This window comes from Bifidobacterium sp. W8112 (assembly GCF_016101425.1).
GTDB classification, from domain to species: domain Bacteria; phylum Actinomycetota; class Actinomycetes; order Actinomycetales; family Bifidobacteriaceae; genus Bombiscardovia; species Bombiscardovia apousia.
Genome location: NZ_JACFQN010000001.1, coordinates 275,044 through 292,106 on the forward strand (window position 1 = coordinate 275,044; position 17,063 = coordinate 292,106).

The 17,063-nt window shown below is 64.0% G+C and carries 14 protein-coding genes and 1 riboswitch; of the genes, 2 read left to right on the forward strand and 12 right to left on the reverse strand.

Annotated elements, in window-relative coordinates; translation table 11 throughout:
* Positions 1–20: 20 nt before the first annotated feature.
* The 9 genes from H3T92_RS01100 to H3T92_RS01140 all read right to left on the reverse strand — a co-directional run bounded on the left by H3T92_RS01100 (position 21) and on the right by H3T92_RS01140 (position 10,606).
* Positions 21–1,295, reverse strand: a complete 1,275-nt coding sequence (locus tag H3T92_RS01100) for an acetylornithine transaminase (RefSeq protein WP_144085824.1) — start codon at positions 1,293–1,295, stop codon at positions 21–23.
* Between the two features lie 7 nt (positions 1,296–1,302).
* Positions 1,303–2,250, reverse strand: a complete 948-nt coding sequence (gene argB / locus H3T92_RS01105; protein WP_144085793.1) for an acetylglutamate kinase — start codon at positions 2,248–2,250, stop codon at positions 1,303–1,305.
* A 71-nt stretch (positions 2,251–2,321) separates the two neighbouring features.
* Positions 2,322–3,491, reverse strand: coding sequence for a bifunctional glutamate N-acetyltransferase/amino-acid acetyltransferase ArgJ (gene argJ / locus H3T92_RS01110; RefSeq protein WP_144085792.1), 1,170 nt, complete (start codon positions 3,489–3,491; stop codon positions 2,322–2,324).
* Positions 3,488–4,579: an N-acetyl-gamma-glutamyl-phosphate reductase gene (argC, locus tag H3T92_RS01115; protein ID WP_144085791.1), complete on the reverse strand. Its 1,092-nt coding sequence runs from the start codon at positions 4,577–4,579 to the stop codon at positions 3,488–3,490. The genes argJ and argC overlap by 4 nt, the downstream gene beginning before the upstream one ends.
* A gap of 104 nt (positions 4,580–4,683) precedes the next feature.
* Complete coding sequence (locus tag H3T92_RS01120) at positions 4,684–5,277, reverse strand: DJ-1/PfpI family protein (RefSeq protein WP_186279421.1); 594 nt, start codon at positions 5,275–5,277, stop codon at positions 4,684–4,686.
* Between the two features lie 23 nt (positions 5,278–5,300).
* On the reverse strand, positions 5,301–5,909 hold the full coding sequence (locus tag H3T92_RS01125; RefSeq protein WP_186279420.1) for a DUF4190 domain-containing protein: 609 nt from the start codon (positions 5,907–5,909) through the stop codon (positions 5,301–5,303).
* Between the two features lie 25 nt (positions 5,910–5,934).
* Positions 5,935–8,541 carry a phenylalanine--tRNA ligase subunit beta gene (gene pheT, locus H3T92_RS01130; RefSeq protein WP_144085789.1) on the reverse strand — a complete coding sequence of 869 codons (2,607 nt, stop codon included), beginning with the start codon at positions 8,539–8,541 and terminating at the stop codon, positions 5,935–5,937.
* Positions 8,542–8,548: 7 nt separating this feature from the next.
* Positions 8,549–9,616 carry a phenylalanine--tRNA ligase subunit alpha gene (pheS, locus tag H3T92_RS01135; RefSeq protein WP_144085788.1) on the reverse strand — a complete coding sequence of 356 codons (1,068 nt, stop codon included), beginning with the start codon at positions 9,614–9,616 and terminating at the stop codon, positions 8,549–8,551.
* Between the two features lie 69 nt (positions 9,617–9,685).
* Positions 9,686–10,606 (reverse strand): TrmH family RNA methyltransferase, encoded by a 921-nt coding sequence (locus H3T92_RS01140; protein ID WP_198189258.1) that lies wholly within the window; start codon positions 10,604–10,606, stop codon positions 9,686–9,688.
* Positions 10,607–10,841: 235 nt separating this feature from the next.
* On the opposite strand from H3T92_RS01140, the gene H3T92_RS01145 reads away from it, so the two are divergent.
* The gene (locus H3T92_RS01145) at positions 10,842–11,462 is read left to right on the forward strand and encodes a superoxide dismutase (RefSeq protein WP_015022073.1); all 621 of its coding nucleotides are present in this window, start codon (positions 10,842–10,844) and stop codon (positions 11,460–11,462) included.
* Between the two features lie 109 nt (positions 11,463–11,571).
* Here H3T92_RS01145 and H3T92_RS01150 read toward each other — a convergent pair whose 3' ends face one another.
* The 3 genes from H3T92_RS01150 to H3T92_RS01160 all read right to left on the reverse strand — a co-directional run bounded on the left by H3T92_RS01150 (position 11,572) and on the right by H3T92_RS01160 (position 16,297).
* A complete protein-coding gene (locus H3T92_RS01150; RefSeq protein ID WP_144085786.1) occupies positions 11,572–14,067 on the reverse strand; it encodes an ATP-binding cassette domain-containing protein in 2,496 nt (831 codons plus the stop codon).
* 10 nt (positions 14,068–14,077) lie between these two features.
* A complete protein-coding gene (locus H3T92_RS01155) occupies positions 14,078–14,752 on the reverse strand; it encodes an ECF transporter S component (protein WP_144085823.1) in 675 nt (224 codons plus the stop codon).
* A gap of 49 nt (positions 14,753–14,801) precedes the next feature.
* Positions 14,802–14,917, reverse strand: a riboswitch (TPP riboswitch).
* A gap of 3 nt (positions 14,918–14,920) precedes the next feature.
* On the reverse strand, positions 14,921–16,297 hold the full coding sequence (locus H3T92_RS01160; RefSeq protein ID WP_144085785.1) for a dipeptidase: 1,377 nt from the start codon (positions 16,295–16,297) through the stop codon (positions 14,921–14,923).
* Between the two features lie 66 nt (positions 16,298–16,363).
* Between H3T92_RS01160 and H3T92_RS01165 the strand changes: the two genes are divergently transcribed.
* Entirely contained in the window at positions 16,364–16,990 is a 627-nt protein-coding gene (locus H3T92_RS01165) for a DUF3043 domain-containing protein (protein WP_144085784.1), read from the forward strand.
* Positions 16,991–17,063: the final 73 nt, after the last annotated feature.

The following is a 17,063-nucleotide window of genomic DNA, read 5'->3' on the forward strand; positions in this document are numbered from 1 at the left end:
CACGTCATTGAGGGCTGATCTCACTGATCATCCTGCCGCAAGGCCTCGTCCGCGAGACTGGCGGGAGCCTTAGCCAGGATATCCACGGCCAGGTCGATCTGGTCGGCCTGGATGATCAGGGGCGGGGCTAGACGCAGGGCATCAGGGGCCACTGCGTTGACGATCAGCCCATGGTCCAGGGCCCAGGAGGCCAGATCCCCGGCACAGGGAGCGCTCAGCTGGACCGCATCCAGCAGCCCCCGGCCTCTGACCTGGCCATAGAGGGGATTGCCGCAGGCGGCGAGGCCAGCGCGCAGCCTCTCCCCCATTTGCTGCGCCTGTTCCAGCAGGCCCTCCCGCTGAATGGTCTCCAGGGTGGTCAGCGCCAGGGCCGATCCCAGGGGATTGCCACCGAAGGTGGACCCGTGCATGCCCGGGGTCAGCAGGCCCGATGGCTCAGGGCCGAAGGTGATCATCCCGCCCATGGGAAAGCCGCCTGCCACCCCTTTGGCGAAGGTGAGCACGTCTGGGCTGGCTCCTCCGGACAGGCTCTGGTCCTGGAAGGCGAACCAGTGGCCGGTCCTGCCCATGCCGGTCTGCACCTCGTCCAGAATCATCAGGGCCCCATGACGAGTGCAGAGCTCACGCACCTGCCGAACGTAGTCAGGATCCAGCGGCAGCACCCCGGCCTCCCCCTGGATGAGCTCCAGAATGACAGCCGCCACCGGCTCCCCTGAGGTCTCCCCCTGTGCGAAGGCCTCCTCTAGAGCCTCGCCGTCTTCTGCCGGCAGAAAGCCCATGCCCGGAACCAAGGGCTGGAAGGGCTCACGGATGGCCGGCTTCCAAGTCAGGCTCAAGGAGCCCATGCTGCGGCCGTGGAAACTATGGGTCAGCGCCAGGATCCGGCCAGGGTGACCGCCCATGCGAGCGCCATGCAGCCGGGCCAGCTTGATGGCCGCCTCATTGGCCTCGGTTCCCGAGTTGGCGAAGAAGACACGGGATCCCTCCGGAGCCTGAGCCAGGTCCAGCAGTCGTTCGGCCAGCTCGATCTGAGGCTGGGAGGCGAAGAAGTTGCTGATGTGGGCCATCTTCCCGGCCTGCTCAGCCAGGGCCTTGTTCCAGGCCGGATGGGCGTAGCCCAAGGCGTTGACCGCGATCCCGGCCATCATGTCCAGATAGCGGTTGCCGTCCAGGTCCCAGATCCAGACGCCTTGGCCATGGTCCATGACCCTGCCCGGGCGTCCGAAGACCTGCATGTGGACGCGGTCATAGCGGTCTGCCCATTGACTGCTCTGCGGCCCCTCGGGGGTCCTCATAGGTGCATCAGCATTCGTCATGGCTCCTCCTCATGATCATGTCCCGGCCCGGCACGACCACTGTGCCGATGCCGTTGCGGGTGAATATCTCGTTGAGCATGGAATGCGGCCGCCGTCCGTCGATGACGTGGGCCTCGCCCACCCCGGAGCGCACGGCCTGCAGGCAGGCCTCCATCTTGGGGCGCATCCCCTCATGCATGTCCTCCAACATATCCTCAAGACGGTCCACGCCGATGCTGGAGACCAGGGAGTCAGCCTGGGGCCAGTTGGCATACAGTCCCTCCACGTCAGTGAGAATGACCAGTTTCCGGGCCTCCAGAGCTACTGCCAGAGCCGATGCGGCCGCGTCGGCATTCACGTTGAGCACCTGGGTGGGATCCTGCTCGTCAGGAGCCACGGAGGAGACCACGGGGATACGCCCGGCATCGATCAGATCTTCGACGGCTGAGGCATCCACGCCCACGACCTCGCCCACCAGTCCCAGGTCGACTGGTCGGCCATCCGCCATGCCGGTGCGGCGGGCCGCACTGAACAGGCCGGCATCCTCCCCTGACAGGCCGACCGCCATGGGACCGTGGGCATTGATGGCACCGACCAGATTCCTGCCTACCTGTCCGGTCAGCACCATGCGGACCACCTTCATGGTTTCGGGGGTGGTCACCCGTAGCCCGCCGCGGAAGACTGAGGGGATGCCCAGAGCCTGGAGCATGCTGGAGATCTGCGGGCCGCCACCGTGCACCACCACCGGATGCATGCCCACCTGCCTCAGGAAGACCATGTCCTGGGCAAAGCACTGACGCAGGTGGTCGTCCACCATGGCATGGCCACCGTATTTGACTACGATCCTCTGACCGGCGAACTCCTCCAGCCAAGGCAGGGCCTCGATGAGCACCTGGGCCTTGTGGGCATCGTCCAGGGCCTTTTCGGCTTCGGCATCCTGCTCGTCATCCGCCATCCTCTTCCCCTTCCTTATGACCATCTTCCAATTGCTGCAGCTCTTGGCACCGTGTCCGATCAGGCTTCCTGTCAGGTGTGGTAGTCGGCATTGATGGTCACGTATTCGTGGGTCAGATCATCGGTCCATACCGTGGCCTGGCTGTCGCCCTGACCAAGGTCGATGTCGATATGGACTTCGGGAACGTGCAGGTCGACCAGTTCCGGGTCCTGCCCGGGACGGCCTCCCCGGCAGACCTTGATGCCATTGAAGCTGACATCCACATGGGCCGGATCATAGGCCGCCGTCGCAGCCGGGACGGTGCCCAGGGAGGACACCACTCGGCCCCAGTTGGGGTCCTCGCCGGCCACCGCGCACTTGAGCAGCGTAGAGCCGGAGACCGCCCGTGCGCAGGCAAGGGCTGCATCCTCATTGTCAGCACCGTCCACCCGGATGCGGATCCGATGCCTGCTGCCCTCACCGTCAGCCACGATCCGATGGGCCAGATCCGCGCAGGCCTGACCCAGCTTCTCCTGGAACTGGTCGGGGTCAGGCCGCACGCCAGAGGCCCCGGAGGCCATCAGCAGGACGGTGTCGTTGGTGGACATGCACCCGTCCACGTCGATCCGGTTGAAGCTGAACCGGCAAGCCTCGGACAGGGCTTGGCGAGCCTGTGCCGGCTCCAGAATGGCATCGGTGGTGATTACGCAGATCATGGTGGCCAACTGCGGAGCGATCATCCCGGAACCCTTGACCATGCCGCCCAGCCGCCAGCCAGAGCCGTCCACAGCCACGGTCTTGGTGCAGGTGTCGGTGGTCAATATGGCCTTGGCGGCCTCTTCGCCAGCCTCCTGACTGGCCGACAGCCCCTGGGCAGCCTGGTCGATGCCGGTCAAGATGGAGTCCAGATGCAGAAGATGGCCGATGATCCCGGTTGAGCAGACGGCAACCTGCTCGGTGGGCAGGCCCAATTGCTCTCCTGTCCGCTCGGCCATGGCCCTGGCCTGGTCCAGGCCCTCGGGACCCGTGCAGGCGTTGGCATTGCCGGAGTTGATGACCACGGCTCCAGCATGGCCTTCTTCCAAGATCCGACTGGTCCAGATGACCGGAGCAGCCCGGAACCGATTGGGGGTGAAGACCCCCACAGCCGTGTCCATGGGTCCGCTGTTGACGACCAAGGCCAGATTTCGGCGCTGCGAACCTCCCGGACGGTGGGCGATGGCGGTGCCGGTCCGGAAGCCTGCAGGGTAGGTGATGCTCATGGTGCCACTCCTATGGTTGTCAGTCCGGTCTCCTCAGGCAGGCCCAGGGCCAGATTCACGGCCTGAAGGGCCTGGCCTGCGGTGCCCCGGGTCAGGTTGTCAATGGCGGCGAAAGCGTAGAGGCGGTCGGCACGCTGGTCCACAGCGACCTGGACCTGGGCCCGGTTGGAGCCGTACACGTCAGCTGTCGAGGGAAGCTTGCCCTCGGGGAGCAGATCGACAAACGGCTCCTTGGCATAGATCCCTTCCCAGACGGCACGAATATCAGCCATCCCCATGCTCCGGCCAAGCGCGCTCAGCCTGGCTGAGACCACAGCCAGAATCCCCCTTGACATGGGGACGAGTATGGGGGTCAGCCCCAGGCGGATGGGTTTCTGAGACTGGGCGAAGCTCGGATCCACCGCAGCGGCCTTGCGCAGGTTCTGCAGAATCTCAGGGATATGCCGGTGGGTGCCTCCGACCGAGTAGGGATGGGCCGAATTGATGGCCTGGGCTGCCAGCAGATCCATTCTGCCGCTCGAGCGTCCGGCACCCGAATAACCGACTGCCAGGTCGGCCACCAGATCATCAGTCTGGACCAGTCCGGCTGACAGGGCAGGCTGGAAGGCCAGAGTGACTGCTGTGACATTGCACCCAGGACCAGCGATCCGATGGGTCTGTCCAAGCAGCTGACGCTGGCGGCCGCCACCCGGATTGAGCAGCTCAGGCATCCCGTAGGTCCACGGGCTTGAGAAAGGCCCGCCGTAGTAGTCTTGCCAGTCGCCTGGATCCTCCAGCCGGTGATCAGCCCCCAAGTCGACCATCAGCGATTGCGGATCCAGCTGCTCGGCCAGGGGGCCAGAAGCCCCGTGAGGCAGGGCCAGAACCACCAGATCATGGCCGGCCAAGATATCCGGCTTCGTATCCTGAATCTGCAACGAGGCCAGCGACTCCGGAAGGTTGGGAGAGAACTCCCCCAGCAACCGGCCAGCCGAGCCGTGACCGGTGACCGTGCATACCTGAAAGGCTGGATGGGCCGCCAACAGACGGATCATTTCCGAGCCGGCATACCCCGAAGCTCCCGCTACAGCCACCGTGTATTGCCGCATGAGTGCTCCCTTCATCGGGCACCATCATACATACTCATGCAGTGAAACGCATATTTATGCAATTCGGCGTGTCGCTATGCGTCTGCTTTCGCTGCGTTGCACTTTCAATATGCGAAGGGGTCATAACCGGAGTCTCGGTTGCGGATGTATTCCATTTGCCTACTGGCCCTGTCCGACGCCTCGGGCCCGCATGTGTCCTCCACAAAGGCCAGTGCCATGTCAATACCGGCCGAGATGCCCGAAGAGGTACGAAACTTGCCATCGACCACCCAGCGGGCATCCTTGATCCAATCCACGCGGTCCCCCGTGCCGACGACCCAGTCAAAGGCCAAGTCATTGGAGGTCGCACGCCGACCGTCGAGCACACCGGCGGCAGCCAAGAGAGCCGAGCCTGTGCATACCGTCATTACCTGCGGCGACTGGGCGGCCAGGCTTGCCAACTGCCCAATCCATCGGTCGCTTCTAACCAGAGTTCGCGTGCCGGACCCGCCAGGTATCAGCAAAACTCCCTTGGGATCGATCGCTTCGGATCCTAGAGCTTCGACCCTGACACCGCCCTCCCCGACTTTCACTCCAGGGCCGTCCAAGGAGAAGAGCCGCACCCGGGCGCCATCAGTATTGATGAACACCTCAAAGGGGCCGAAGACATCCAAGGGCTCAAACCCGTCGAATACGACAATATTGATATCCAAGCCCATCTGAATGACCCCCTGCTTAGATCTCAGGCGCTGACACCATCCCCGCCCGAGCCGCCGCCACCCGTTGAGGGCGACGGCACCATCTGTTGGTAGAAGTCGTTCAGGGAGACCCCGTTGACCAGAAGCCAGATCCAGGCCAAGGTGAAGAGCAGGTTGATGATCAGGGCAGCCATGGCCAATCCATAGCCCTTCATGTGCAATTTGCGGGTCCGATACATGGAAACGCCACCCAGCAAGGCGGGAATCACAGGCATGGGCAGGAAGAGGGCCATAAGGAAGGCGATGATGGCGCAGGGATCCCAGTGGCCGTAGACCGGATTTTGGGAGGGATCGTTCAGATCGGGCATGCCCTGGGGAGGCCATCCTGGCGCACCGGGACGGGTCTGAGGATTCCCAGGATTTCCGCCGCGACCGGGACCCGGCTGCCCCGCCATGGGCATAGGCCTATTGGCGGGGTTGCCCTGGGACGAATCGGATTCCTTGGCCTTGGGTTCGGGGTCTGGGCGACCGTATACGTACGGATTCCATCCTGGATAACGATCGGCACGGGCGCCATACAAGGGCTGGTCGCCCCCATCATGATCCTGGCGGTCGGGTCCACCGGCTGTGCCCTGTTCTTGAGAATCCGTCATGTCCCTCGGTCCCCTAGATGCCCGGTCAGGCACGCAGCACGGCGCCCAGACCTGCAGTCTTGTCAACGATGGCCTGGCGCAGGGATTCGCTGTCCTCGGACGTCAAGGTACGGTCCGGGGCGCGGAAGGTGACTGCGAAGGCCAGCGATTTTGCATGCTCACCGATCTGATCGCCAGTGAAAACGTCGAACAGCTCGATGGATTCAAGACTAGACCCAGCCGCTTCTCTGATGGCGGAAGTCAGGTCGGCTGCCGAGACCGTGTCCGGCACGGTGAAGGCCAGATCCTGACGGACCGGAGGGAAGGTCGACACGGGCTTGGCCTGCAGGGGGGTGTAGTCCAGTTGGTCCAGCACCATGTCCAGACTCAGCTCGAAGGCGGCCGAGTGGGCAGGGAAGCCCAGGGCCTGATCAACCCGAGGATGCAGCTCGCCCACCATGCCGACAAGCGTGCCGTCATCCAGGACCAGCCTGGCGGTACGGCCCGGATGCCACTGGTCGGGCACCTGCTCGGCCGGGAGCTGCTCCAGCCGATAGTGTGCCCCCAGCCTGTCCAGGACACGACGAGCCGATTCGACTGCATCGGTCCAGTCCACATCCCTGCTGTCCTTGAGCCAGCCGTCCTCCTGGGCGCGGCCGGTCAGCAAGGCCGCCACATGCAGCCGTTGCTCTGGCAGACCCTGGTCCAGGCGGGCCAGATCCTCGTCGCTGGGACGCACGCCGCCCGGAAGAGTGGGCACCGCTGGAGCCTTGGGATCGCGACGGAAAACATAGCCGATCTCGAAGAGGCGCACGTCCGTGTTGCCACGTCGCAGGTTGCGCTCCACGGTGTTGGCCAGCGGCAGCAGCAGGCTCTGCCTCAGATAGGGCCTGTCAGCTGCCATGGGGTTGGCCAGTTCCACGCTGTTGACATGGACCTGGTCAGGGTCCATGCCGAAGGCCTTGAAATCATTGTCGCCAACGAACGGGTAGTCCAGGACCTCGGTCAGCCCATACTCGGCCAGGGTGTCAGCCACCCAACGACGACGCTGCTGACGATCGGTCAGACCAACCGCTCCGGACACCTTGGGTGATGGCACAGTGACAGGGATGCGGTCATAGCCCACCAGGCGGGCCACCTCCTCGACCAGATCACAGCCCTCGCCCAGGTCAGGCCTCCAGGTTGGCGGGGTCACCGACAGCCGGTCCTGAGGATCGCCCTGGACCGTGCAGCCGATGTCACGCAGAATAGCAACGATGCGCTGGGGCTCCACCTCCAGTCCGGTCAGACGTGCCACCTCGCTGACGGCAAAGTCGATGACCGGCATTGGCTTGGTCTGGTTCATATCCAGCGGAGCATCCAGGTCCTGGCCACCGGCAAGGCGATGCAGCAGGTCAGCGGCCATGGCTGCGGCGGCCGGCTGCATCTGCGGATCGACCCCGCGCTCAAAGCGCTTGGAGGCCTCCGAGGGCAGCTTGTGGCGACGGGCGGTCCGGGCGATGGTCACCTGGTCGAAGTGAGCGGACTCGATCAGGATGTTCCGCGTCAGATCGGTCACCTCCCCGTATAGACCGCCCATGACTCCGGCCAGACCCAGGATTCGGGAACCCTCGTGCCCCTCGGGCGAGTCGGTGATGAGCAGATCTTCGGTGCTGAGCTCGCGATCCTTGCCATCAAGGGTGGTCAGGTGCTCGCCCTGCCTGGCCCTGCGGACGACGATGGGGCCGCTGAGCTTGTCCAGATCATAGGCGTGCAGGGGCTGGCCCAGGTCCAGCATGACGTAGTTGGTGATGTCCACCGGCAGGCTGATGGAGCGCATGCCGGCCCGAACCAGCCGACGACGCATCCAGCTGGGAGTGGCGGCCTTGGGGTCGCACCCGGTCAAGGCACGCAGGTAGTAGCGGTCGCACCCGGGCTGACCGTGAATGGGGTTCTCATCCTCAACATGTACGGCCAGCGGAGCCTGATCCTCCTGAGCTGCTGAGTCCGGCACCGTCTTGTTCAGCTCAATTACCGGATCCGTGTATTCGGCGCCCGTGGAGTGGTGGTATTCGCGGGCAACCCCCCGGTAGGAGAAGGCGTAGCCACGGTCAGGGGTGATGTTGATTTCAAGCACGGGCCTATTCATATGCAGGAGGCTCATGGCATCGTCACCGGGCTTGAGCTGCTCGTACTGCTCGGGGGTGAACCCGTAGTTGCGTAGCAGGATGATGCCCTGATGGTCCGAACCCAGCCCCAACTCACGCTCGGAGGCGCACATGCCATCCGAGATGTGGCCATAGGTCTTGCGCGGTTCGATGCGGAAGTCTCCAGGCAGGACAGCCCCTGGCAGGGTCACCACCACCTTTTCGCCCGCAGCCATGTTGGGGGCCCCGCAGACAATGCCCCGGGGCACCTTGCGGCCCTGGTCGTCCACGGCGTTGTACTGCTCGCCTACATCCACATGGCACCAGTTGATGGTCTTGCCGTTCTTCTGAGGCTCGGGCTCGGCATCCACCACATAGCCGACCACAATGGGGCCGGTCACCGTGGACTGATGGATGTCCTCCTCCTCCAGGCCGACCCGGACCAGGTCCTTGGCCAACTGTTCATAGGTCAGATCCTCGGGGACCTGCACATGCTCCTTGAGCCAGTCGATATCTACCATTGGCATCTGACGGTCACTCCCCCATCTCGAACTGCTGGCTGAACCGCACGTCGCCCTCGACCAGGTCGTGCATGTCGTTGATGTCGTGGCGCAGGAGCAGGGTGCGCTCCATGCCCACGCCGAAGGCGAAGCCTGAGTACCGCTGCGGATCTACGCCGGCCGACCTCAGAACGTTGGGGTTGACCATGCCGCAGCCTCCCCATTCGATCCATCCGGGGCCACCCTTCTTGTCGGGGAACCAGAGGTCCATCTCGGCGCTGGGTTCGGTGAAGGGGAAGTATGAGGGCCGCAGTCTGGTCCGGGCCTCGGGACCGAACATGGCCACGGCGAGCTTGTCCAGGGTGCCCTTGAGGTCGGCCATGGTCAGGTGCTCATCGACGGCGATGGCCTCGCACTGGTGGAATACCGGGGTGTGGGTGGCATCCAGTTCGTCGGTACGGAAGACCCTGCCCGTGCAGGCCACGTAGAGCGGTACACCACGGGTTATCAGGGAACGGGCCTGGTCGGGCGAAGTATGGGTGCGCATGACCATGTTGGATCCGACGAAGCCGGCGGCGTCCCTGGCCTGGCTGCCCTTGACGTAGAAGGTGTCCTGCATCTGGCGGGCAGGATGATCCGGGCCAAAGTTGAGGGCATCGAAGTTGTACCACTCGGCTTCCAGCTCGGGGCCCTGGGCGATGCTCCAACCCATGGAGACGAAGAAATCCTCCACATCCTCCATGAGCTTGGACAGCGGATGACGTGCGCCCTGAGGTTTACGCTCGACCGGAAGGGTCATATCCACCTGCTCGGCAGCAAGACGGCGGGACTCTTCCTCCTGACGCAACTGCCGGTCCTTGAGCCCGTAGGCACGGCCGAAGTCAGCCTTGAGCTTGCCTGCCAGACGCCCAGCGGTCTTCTTCTGATCCGCTGGCAGCCGTCCGATCATCCGGCCTGATCCGGCCAGGGCTGAACCTGTCCCCGCATACTTGGCCTTGATCTCCTTGAGTTCTGCCAAATCGGAGGCTTCGCGAATCCTGCCGATGCCCTCGTTGACCTCGTCGGTCATCGCCGCGGGGTCGAATTCTTCCTGTGCCACCATGGACCTTTCCACTGTTGCCAATGCCGTGTCCGGGCCGCAAATCAGCGGAAATCCCGGTCGTTGACGCCTTCACATTCTTTCAATACGACTCGACATGGCCATGGCGTAAAGCAGCACTGCTGCCGAAGTAGCCAGATTGAGTGATTCAGCCCGCCCGTATATGGGTATGCGGACGATCTGATCCATGGACTGCAGCAACTCATTGGGCAGTCCACGTGCCTCATTGCCGAAGAGCAGGGCCATGGGCTGACCCGCTGAATCCGGCTGTGACAGGGCGCCGCTTGCCATCAAATCAGTCAGGGAGCGGACCAGTTTGTCCGGCGTGCCATAGACATCAGCCGCCACCATGATCCGTCCCTGCCGTCTGCACAGGGCCAGGAAGTCATCAGTGTCCATGGTCATCAGGGGTATATGAAAGGCCGATCCAGCCGTGGAGCGAATGACCTTGGGATTGGTGGGTTCCACACACTGATCCACCAGGATGACCGCCCTGCAACCGGCGGCATCGGCGGTGCGGATCACGGTTCCGGCATTGCCTGGATCACGAATCTGCCAGAAGGCCGCCACCAGGTCGGGGCCCTCCCCGGTCAGGCTGCGGGGATCGCTGAGGTTCGTCGGCTGGGCCAGAAATCCGTCCGTATGGGCCTGCGCCAGGATCCCCTGGGCATTGCTGCTGATGGCACGCATGACCCGAGCGGAGACGAAGTGCCCGTAGCAGTCAGGCAGCTCCCGAGCCTGCTCCATGATGGCGCCTACAGTCTCGTTGAGCGGGCGCCGATGGCCGCCCTGGGCTGCAGGAGAGGACTCATCGGCCTGAATATAGAGGTCAGTCAGCAGGTCGGGACGCCAGCGGACCGCCTCGCGCACGCTCTGCGGCCCCTCTATCAGGAAGCGGCCATGACGCTGCCGGGCCCGCCGATCCTGCAGTTCAGCCAAGCGATGAACGCGTTGGGCATGGGGATTGTCAAGAAGGGTGTCATCAAAGGGCATGGGCACCACTCTAGCCCCGCCAGCCGAGAGCCCCGCAGTCCAGAAGCCTGCGGCTTCACCTCGGTGAATCTACATCTGTGGGAAAGTTCACTGAAAGAAAGGCCTGCGCCCCTTGTGCTCCTCGGACAAGGGGCTAGGGTAAAAGAACCGGTCGGGTCGACCACATCCGTTGTTGGTATGGCGCAGACCGACCATCACTCGTCTGGCTTGGCCAGAATCATTGTGAGGAGACGATATGCCCGTATACACACTTCCCGATCTGCCCTACGACTACTCGGCGCTGGAGCCGTACGTGTCCGGCAAGATCATGGAGCTGCACCATGACAAGCACCATCAGGCTTATGTGAACGGTGCCAACAAGGCCCTGGAGCAGATCCACGACGCGGCCGAGTCCGGCAACGTGGCTCAGTCCAACCTGCTGGAGAAGAACCTGGCCTTCAACCTGGCCGGGCACAAGAACCACTCCATCTTCTGGAAGAACATGGCCCCGGCCATCGGCCAGGAGCCAACTGGCGAGCTCAAGGCCGCCATCGAGGACCAGTTTGGGTCCTTCCAGGGCTTCCAGACCTACTTCGAGTCCATGTGCGCAGGCATCCAGGGCTCCGGCTGGGCCGTCCTGGCCTGGGATACCCTGGGCGAGCGCCTGGTCACCCTGCAGATGTACGACCACCAGGGTAACCTGCCCGTCACCATCTTCCCGCTGGTTCTGCTGGACCTCTGGGAGCATGCCTACTACCTGGAGTACCTGAACGACCGGGCCAGCTACGTCAAGGCCTGGTGGCACATCGTCAACTGGGAGGATGCCTCCAAGCGCTTCGACGAGGTGCGCAACATCAACACCACTCTGGCCAGGTAAGAGGCCAGCGCTTCCAACCACAGGTGGATCCCGGTCCTTTCCCCTCTCTGCGGGAGGCGGAAAGGACCGGGGTTCCTCCGTATCTGGAGCCTTCGAGAAACCCTGGCGGTCAGTTGCCGAAGAAGGCGATGGAGCCGGTCAGCGCAGCCGCGGTCAGGGAGATGGCAGGCACAGCCAGGCAGATGAGCAGGAAGCCCGCATCACGTGGTCTGACCTGGGAGACCCGGGCATGGGTGCGTGGCGTGCTGCCCCCAAAGCCCCTGGCCTCCATGGCCGTGGCTAAGGTCGTCGAACGCCTGATGGACAGGACCAGCAGGGCGAAGGCCTGGGGCATAAAGGCCTTGAAACGGTTCTCATCGCCCAGCCCTCGACTCCGGCGGGAGGCGGTCAGGGCCGACCAATCATCCTTAAGGACGGTGAAGAGTCGCATGCCGGCCAGCCCTCCGTAGACGAAGCGATCAGGCAGGTGGAGCACTTGGCTGAAGGCATCGGCCAGGTCAGTGGCGTCTATTCCCAGGACGGTAATGATAGCCGGGATCCCGATGGCCAGAATCCGCAGCGCCGTAGCCAGGGCCAGATCCAGCGACCGCTGGGTGATATGAATCATCCCCCACTGCCAGAAGGTGGCGCCACCGCTCTTGCCATAAAGGATGATCGCCAAGGCTGAGCCAGGCGCCCCCAGGAAGATAGGCCAGGTGGATCTGACCACGCGCAGAGGCGTGAAGCCTGCCGCGCCCAATAGCAGGAACTCCAGGATCAGGGCCGTCGTGGCCGAGACCGGGTCCAAACTGATCAGCAAGGGCAATGCGGCCAGAAAGGCCCCGATCAGACGGAAGGCCGGATTGATGGAGGCTATGTATGGCGACCGGCTGGCCGGCTTGACCGGCTCGTCCCGCTGATCCATGGGCGTGACGGTCAGTCTGGCCGCAACAGTCTTCTGACGGGCCTGCAAATCTGACTCTGATACAGGCCAGACGGCCTTCTGGGCTCCCGGAGGCGTCATCTCCACCAGACGGGCATCCAGGGCCTGGACCAGCTCCCGGTCGTGGGTGACCAGGATTATGCAGGCTCCCTGGTCGCGCAGGTCTGCAATCAGCTGGGCCATGCTGACCCAGGTGTTCCTGTCCTGACCGAAGGTAGGCTCGTCAAGAATCAGCATCTGCGGTGCGGCGGCCAGGGCCGAGGCCACGGTGAGCCGCCGCTTCTCACCGCCCGAGAGCGTGTAAGGGTTGGCATGCGCGTACTGCCTCAGCCTGAAACGGCCCAGCAGCTCCAGGGCGCGGATCTGGGCCCGGTCCTCGCTCATGCCGGTGCGCAGGGGGGCCAGTTTGACCTCATCCAGGACCGTGCCACGGGCGAACTGATGCTCGGGATTCTGAAAAACGTAGGCGATGCGCGCCGCCAGCTGGGATGAGGTCCATCGGATGGGCTCGGACTCAGCAGGCACCTGCCCCTGTGATCCCCGAAGCAGGCGGTCCTGGGCAAGAACCGAACCGGCCACCGGCTCCAGCAGACCGGCCAGGGTCATGGCCAGCGTGGACTTGCCGGCTCCGTTGGCCCCGACCAAAGCGGTGACCTGCCCGGCCCTGAATTCCAGATCGATATGCTCGGCAACCGCCCGGCCCTGACGGCCCACCACCAGATCCCGAGTGGCCAGCAGGACGGGATGATCATTGCGGCCCGATTCAGATTGCCCGGACCTAACCCGGGACCGTCCAAGCTCGGGGAGCGAATCCCTGGCGCTCCTATACGCTTCGGGAACCCAGACGCCCAGGGAGGCCAGGTCCAAACCAGGATCAGTGAAGACCTCCCGGGGGCTGCCGTCGGCCATGATCACCGTCTTGCGATAGGTCGCAGCGCCCGATCCGCTGGTGCTATCTTCAACCTCGCCCAGCCCAAGCACGATGACCCGGTCGATCATATCCATCCATGGACCTGCCCGGTGCTCGACCAGAACCATCGTGGAGCCCTGCCGGTCCAGGACCTTCCTGACGGCGCCGACAATCTGCTCGACACCGACCGGATCCAGGTTGGCCGTTGGCTCATCCAGCAGGAGCAGCCCAGGCTGCATGGCCAGGGCGCCGGCCAGGGCCAGACGCTGCATCTGCCCTCCGCTCAAATGCACGGTGGACCGGGTCAGCTGCAAGTCAGCCAAACCTACCTCGGCCATGGCCTTCTGTACCCGTGGCCAGATTTCCTGGCGGGGCAGCCCCATGTTCTCGGGCCCGAAGGCCACATTGTCACCAAGCCGCTGAAAGATGGCCTGAGCATCCGGATCCTGCAGGACCAGACCCACACGCCCCCGGCTGGAGACGGCCGGATTGCCGTCAATCAAGACCTGGCCCTGGGTCACCCCGCCTTCATCATCCTCGACCTGGTCCTGGCCGTTCTGCGGGGCATGATCGCCCAGCAGCCCGGCCACACCCTCGAGGATGGTCGATTTGCCGATGCCGGAGGCTCCCAGCAACAGCACCCGCTGACCTGCAGGAATGCTCAGGGAAAGATCCCTGACGGCGAAGTGGTTCCGATAGGCATGCCGATAACCCCAACCGCGCAGTTCCAAGGCTGCGGGTCGGTAGGGATTATCCTCGATGCTCTGGTCCACGCCCAGACCTCTACTTCCCGGTCGTACGAATATCGCGGCCGGAGGCGAAGCGGTCCAGAGCCCCGGTGGCGGCAATGGCCTTATAGAGGTACCAAACCAGCACTCCGGCGATCAGCGCGCCCGAAATCAGGGTGGCTATCAGATAGATCACCCCGTAGGGACCGGTCAGGTTGATGGCCTGCAGGTGCGTGCAGAAGGAGTACAGCCAGCAGCCGAAACCGGCGGCAGCGCCCGACAGTGCCACCGTGGACATGTTCCAGCGCCGGTAACGCAGCAGTATGAAGACCAGCTCGGCCATGAAGCCCTGAAGCAGACCGATCAGTATGGTCTCCACAGGCACCCAAAGGCTGCCCAGCAGCGACTCCAGGATGGCTGCGACCAACTCGGCATAGACGGCCGCACCCGGCTTGCGCACGATGACCGAGGCCAGAGGCCCGGCAAATAGGTAGAGACCGTTGAGGATGCCGCCCAGACCGGGCACGACCCCATCCAGGAACGACCAGGGAATGGTGGTCACCATGGCGACCACCCAGTAGATTACTGCGGAGGCCACCCCGATGACCGAAGCTACGGCGATATCCACCACCCTCCACCGTCGGGAGGGGGTCCTGACCTGGGAGGGAGTCCGCTCGGACTCCGGCTCCGATCCGGAAGCAGTGTTGTTGATGAAATGACCATCGGTCATGATCTTGTGCCTTTCCTCGGGGCGCTCCCTATGAGCGCCATCCCGTTCAGGCACGGGTCCAGTGACATCCGTGCGCCGGCATTACCCGGTAAACGTTCGTCCGGTTGAGGCTGAGCCTCCTCTCAGCCGCACGCCCATAGGCATACGGCCCCCGTGTCACTTGCCATCTTAGAACGTACGGTGGTCAAGGGAATCCAGCAGCAGGGCCTCGGTGATGATGTTGTCGACCAGCCCCTGCAGGGAGATGGACTCGTTCGGGCTGTGGGCGTTGGACTGGGGATCCTCTGGGCCGGTCACCAGGACCTGGGCCTCAGGGAAGAGCCGCTTGAGCTCGGGGATGAAGGGGATGGATCCGCCCTCGCCCTTGTTGACCGGGTCCCGTCCGAAGGCCTGCCGCATGGCCTCCTCGGCCTGCCGGACCACCGGGCTGCCGGCATCCATGGCCCATCCCATGCCCATGTCGCCGGGCGTGACCTCCACCCTGGCCCCCTGAGGAGCATGGGCGATCAAAAAATCAGCCAAGGCCTGCGCGGCCTGCTCAGGGCGCTGGGTGGGCGCAGTGCGCAGGGAAATGCGGAAGCGGGTCGTATCAGCCAGCACGTTGAAGGAGCCCTCCACCGGGTGGGCATCGAAGCCGATCACCGCCGCTGCAGGCTTGGTCCAGAGCCGGGAGGCCAGGGATTCGGTTCCGGCCAGCCGGTAGGAGTCCACTACGCCGGCATCCGCACGCAGCTGGGCCTGGTCCAGGTCACGCTGCAGGCCGCCTATGGGCTGTCCGCCCTCCAGGCCGGGCACCGCCAGCTGACCCTGGTCGTCATACATGGAGGCGATCAGCATGGCGGACAGGGTGTTGGCATCCAGGATGGGCCCGCCGAACTGCCCGGAGTGAACCGGGTGCTCAAGGACTGTGACCGTGACATCCAGGTCCGCATTCCCTCGCAGGGAGGTGGTCAGGCTGGGGGTGTCCGCCGACCAGTTGCCCGAGTCGGCCACGATGATCAGTTCCGAGGCGAAATCGTCCCGATGAGCCTGGAGGAAGGGGATGAAGCTGCGCGAGCCCATCTCCTCCTCACCCTCGATGAAGACCTTGACGTTGACGCGCAGGTCCTTGCCCAGGGCGTGCAGGGCACCCGAGTGGATGGCGATGCCGCCGCCGTCGTCGGCCGATCCGCGTCCGTAGAGCCGTCCCTCCTTCTCCACGCCGGCAAAGGGGTCAGTGGACCACTGGGAGGGATCGGGCACCGGCTGCACATCGTGATGAGCGTAGAGCAGGACGGTCGGGGCCTTGTCATCCACCTGCCGGGATCCGATCACCTCGAAGGCGCCCGGGGTCCCGTCAGGATTGGTCGCCTGGACCACCCGGGCATCTACACCCACCTGCCGCAGTTGCCCGGCCACATAGTCGGCCGATCGCCGCATGTGATCCCCGGTGATCCCCTTGGCCGAAACCGAAGCCAGGGCGATCTTGTCCTTGAGCAGATCGACGATCCGGCTCCTATCGTCCTGCACACGTGTGCGGATCGTCTCCAGGCCCAGCTCCGCCATCGTTACCTCCTGTGATTGCTTGCGAATCAATGCTTGCGAGTCTAGGCGTCACCGTAACCTGTTCGCATGACATGGAACCCCTTCTCACGCAAGGATCGACGGGACAAAGAGGCGGAGGCGGACCAGACGGCCTCCACTGAAGAAGCACGAGGCAAGGGACGCCCCACACCCAAGCGCAAGCAGGCTGAGGCCCGGAACCTGCGCCCGCTGGTCCCCAAGGACCGCAAGGCCTCTCGCAAGGCCGCCAAGGCCCGGATCCGAGCCCGTGAGGATGCCCAGTACGAGGCCATGAGAACCGGCGACCTCGACCACATGCCCAAGTCGGAGCGCCTGCCCTGGAGGATCTACATCCGCGACTATGTGGATGCCCGCTTCAATCTGCTGGAATGGATATTCCCGGCCATCATCCTTATGTTCGTCGCCACCCTGATGGGCATGTTCGTGGGCCCTCAGCACTATGCAACCTTCACCATGATGGTGACCGTCCTGCTCTATGGCTACCTGATCATTGCCCTGATCGATACCTGGCTGATGTGGCGCAAGCTCAAGCGCCTGCTGATCGACAAGTTCGGCGAGCGCTCGGTGGCCAAGGGTTCGCGTTCGGCCTCCTACGCCTGGCAACGGGCCATGATGGTCCGGCGGTGGCGGGTTCCCAAGCCCAATCAGAGCAAGCGCGGGCACTGGCCCGACTGACAGCCGATTATCCTGACATACCAAACGGTGAAGTAGTCATGCCGCCCGGTGCCCTTGGGTTCCGGGCGGTCTT

Bases quoted from the DNA above. Each gene is read 5' to 3' on its own strand.
- H3T92_RS01100 (WP_144085824.1), bottom strand. From the start codon at position 1,295: ATGAGGACCCCCGAGGGGCCGCAGAGCAGTCAATGGGCAGACCGCTAT.
- argB (WP_144085793.1), bottom strand. From the start codon at position 2,250: ATGGCGGATGACGAGCAGGATGCCGAAGCCGAAAAGGCCCTGGACGAT.
- argJ (WP_144085792.1), bottom strand. From the start codon at position 3,491: ATGAGCATCACCTACCCTGCAGGCTTCCGGACCGGCACCGCCATCGCC.
- argC (WP_144085791.1), bottom strand. From the start codon at position 4,579: ATGCGGCAATACACGGTGGCTGTAGCGGGAGCTTCGGGGTATGCCGGC.
- H3T92_RS01120 (WP_186279421.1), bottom strand. From the start codon at position 5,277: ATGGGCTTGGATATCAATATTGTCGTATTCGACGGGTTTGAGCCCTTG.
- H3T92_RS01125 (WP_186279420.1), bottom strand. From the start codon at position 5,909: ATGACGGATTCTCAAGAACAGGGCACAGCCGGTGGACCCGACCGCCAG.
- pheT (WP_144085789.1), bottom strand. From the start codon at position 8,541: ATGCCAATGGTAGATATCGACTGGCTCAAGGAGCATGTGCAGGTCCCC.
- pheS (WP_144085788.1), bottom strand. From the start codon at position 9,616: ATGGTGGCACAGGAAGAATTCGACCCCGCGGCGATGACCGACGAGGTC.
- H3T92_RS01140 (WP_198189258.1), bottom strand. From the start codon at position 10,606: ATGCCCTTTGATGACACCCTTCTTGACAATCCCCATGCCCAACGCGTT.
- H3T92_RS01145 (WP_015022073.1), top strand. From the start codon at position 10,842: ATGCCCGTATACACACTTCCCGATCTGCCCTACGACTACTCGGCGCTG.
- H3T92_RS01155 (WP_144085823.1), bottom strand. From the start codon at position 14,752: ATGACCGATGGTCATTTCATCAACAACACTGCTTCCGGATCGGAGCCG.
- H3T92_RS01160 (WP_144085785.1), bottom strand. From the start codon at position 16,297: ATGGCGGAGCTGGGCCTGGAGACGATCCGCACACGTGTGCAGGACGAT.
- H3T92_RS01165 (WP_144085784.1), top strand. From the start codon at position 16,364: ATGACATGGAACCCCTTCTCACGCAAGGATCGACGGGACAAAGAGGCG.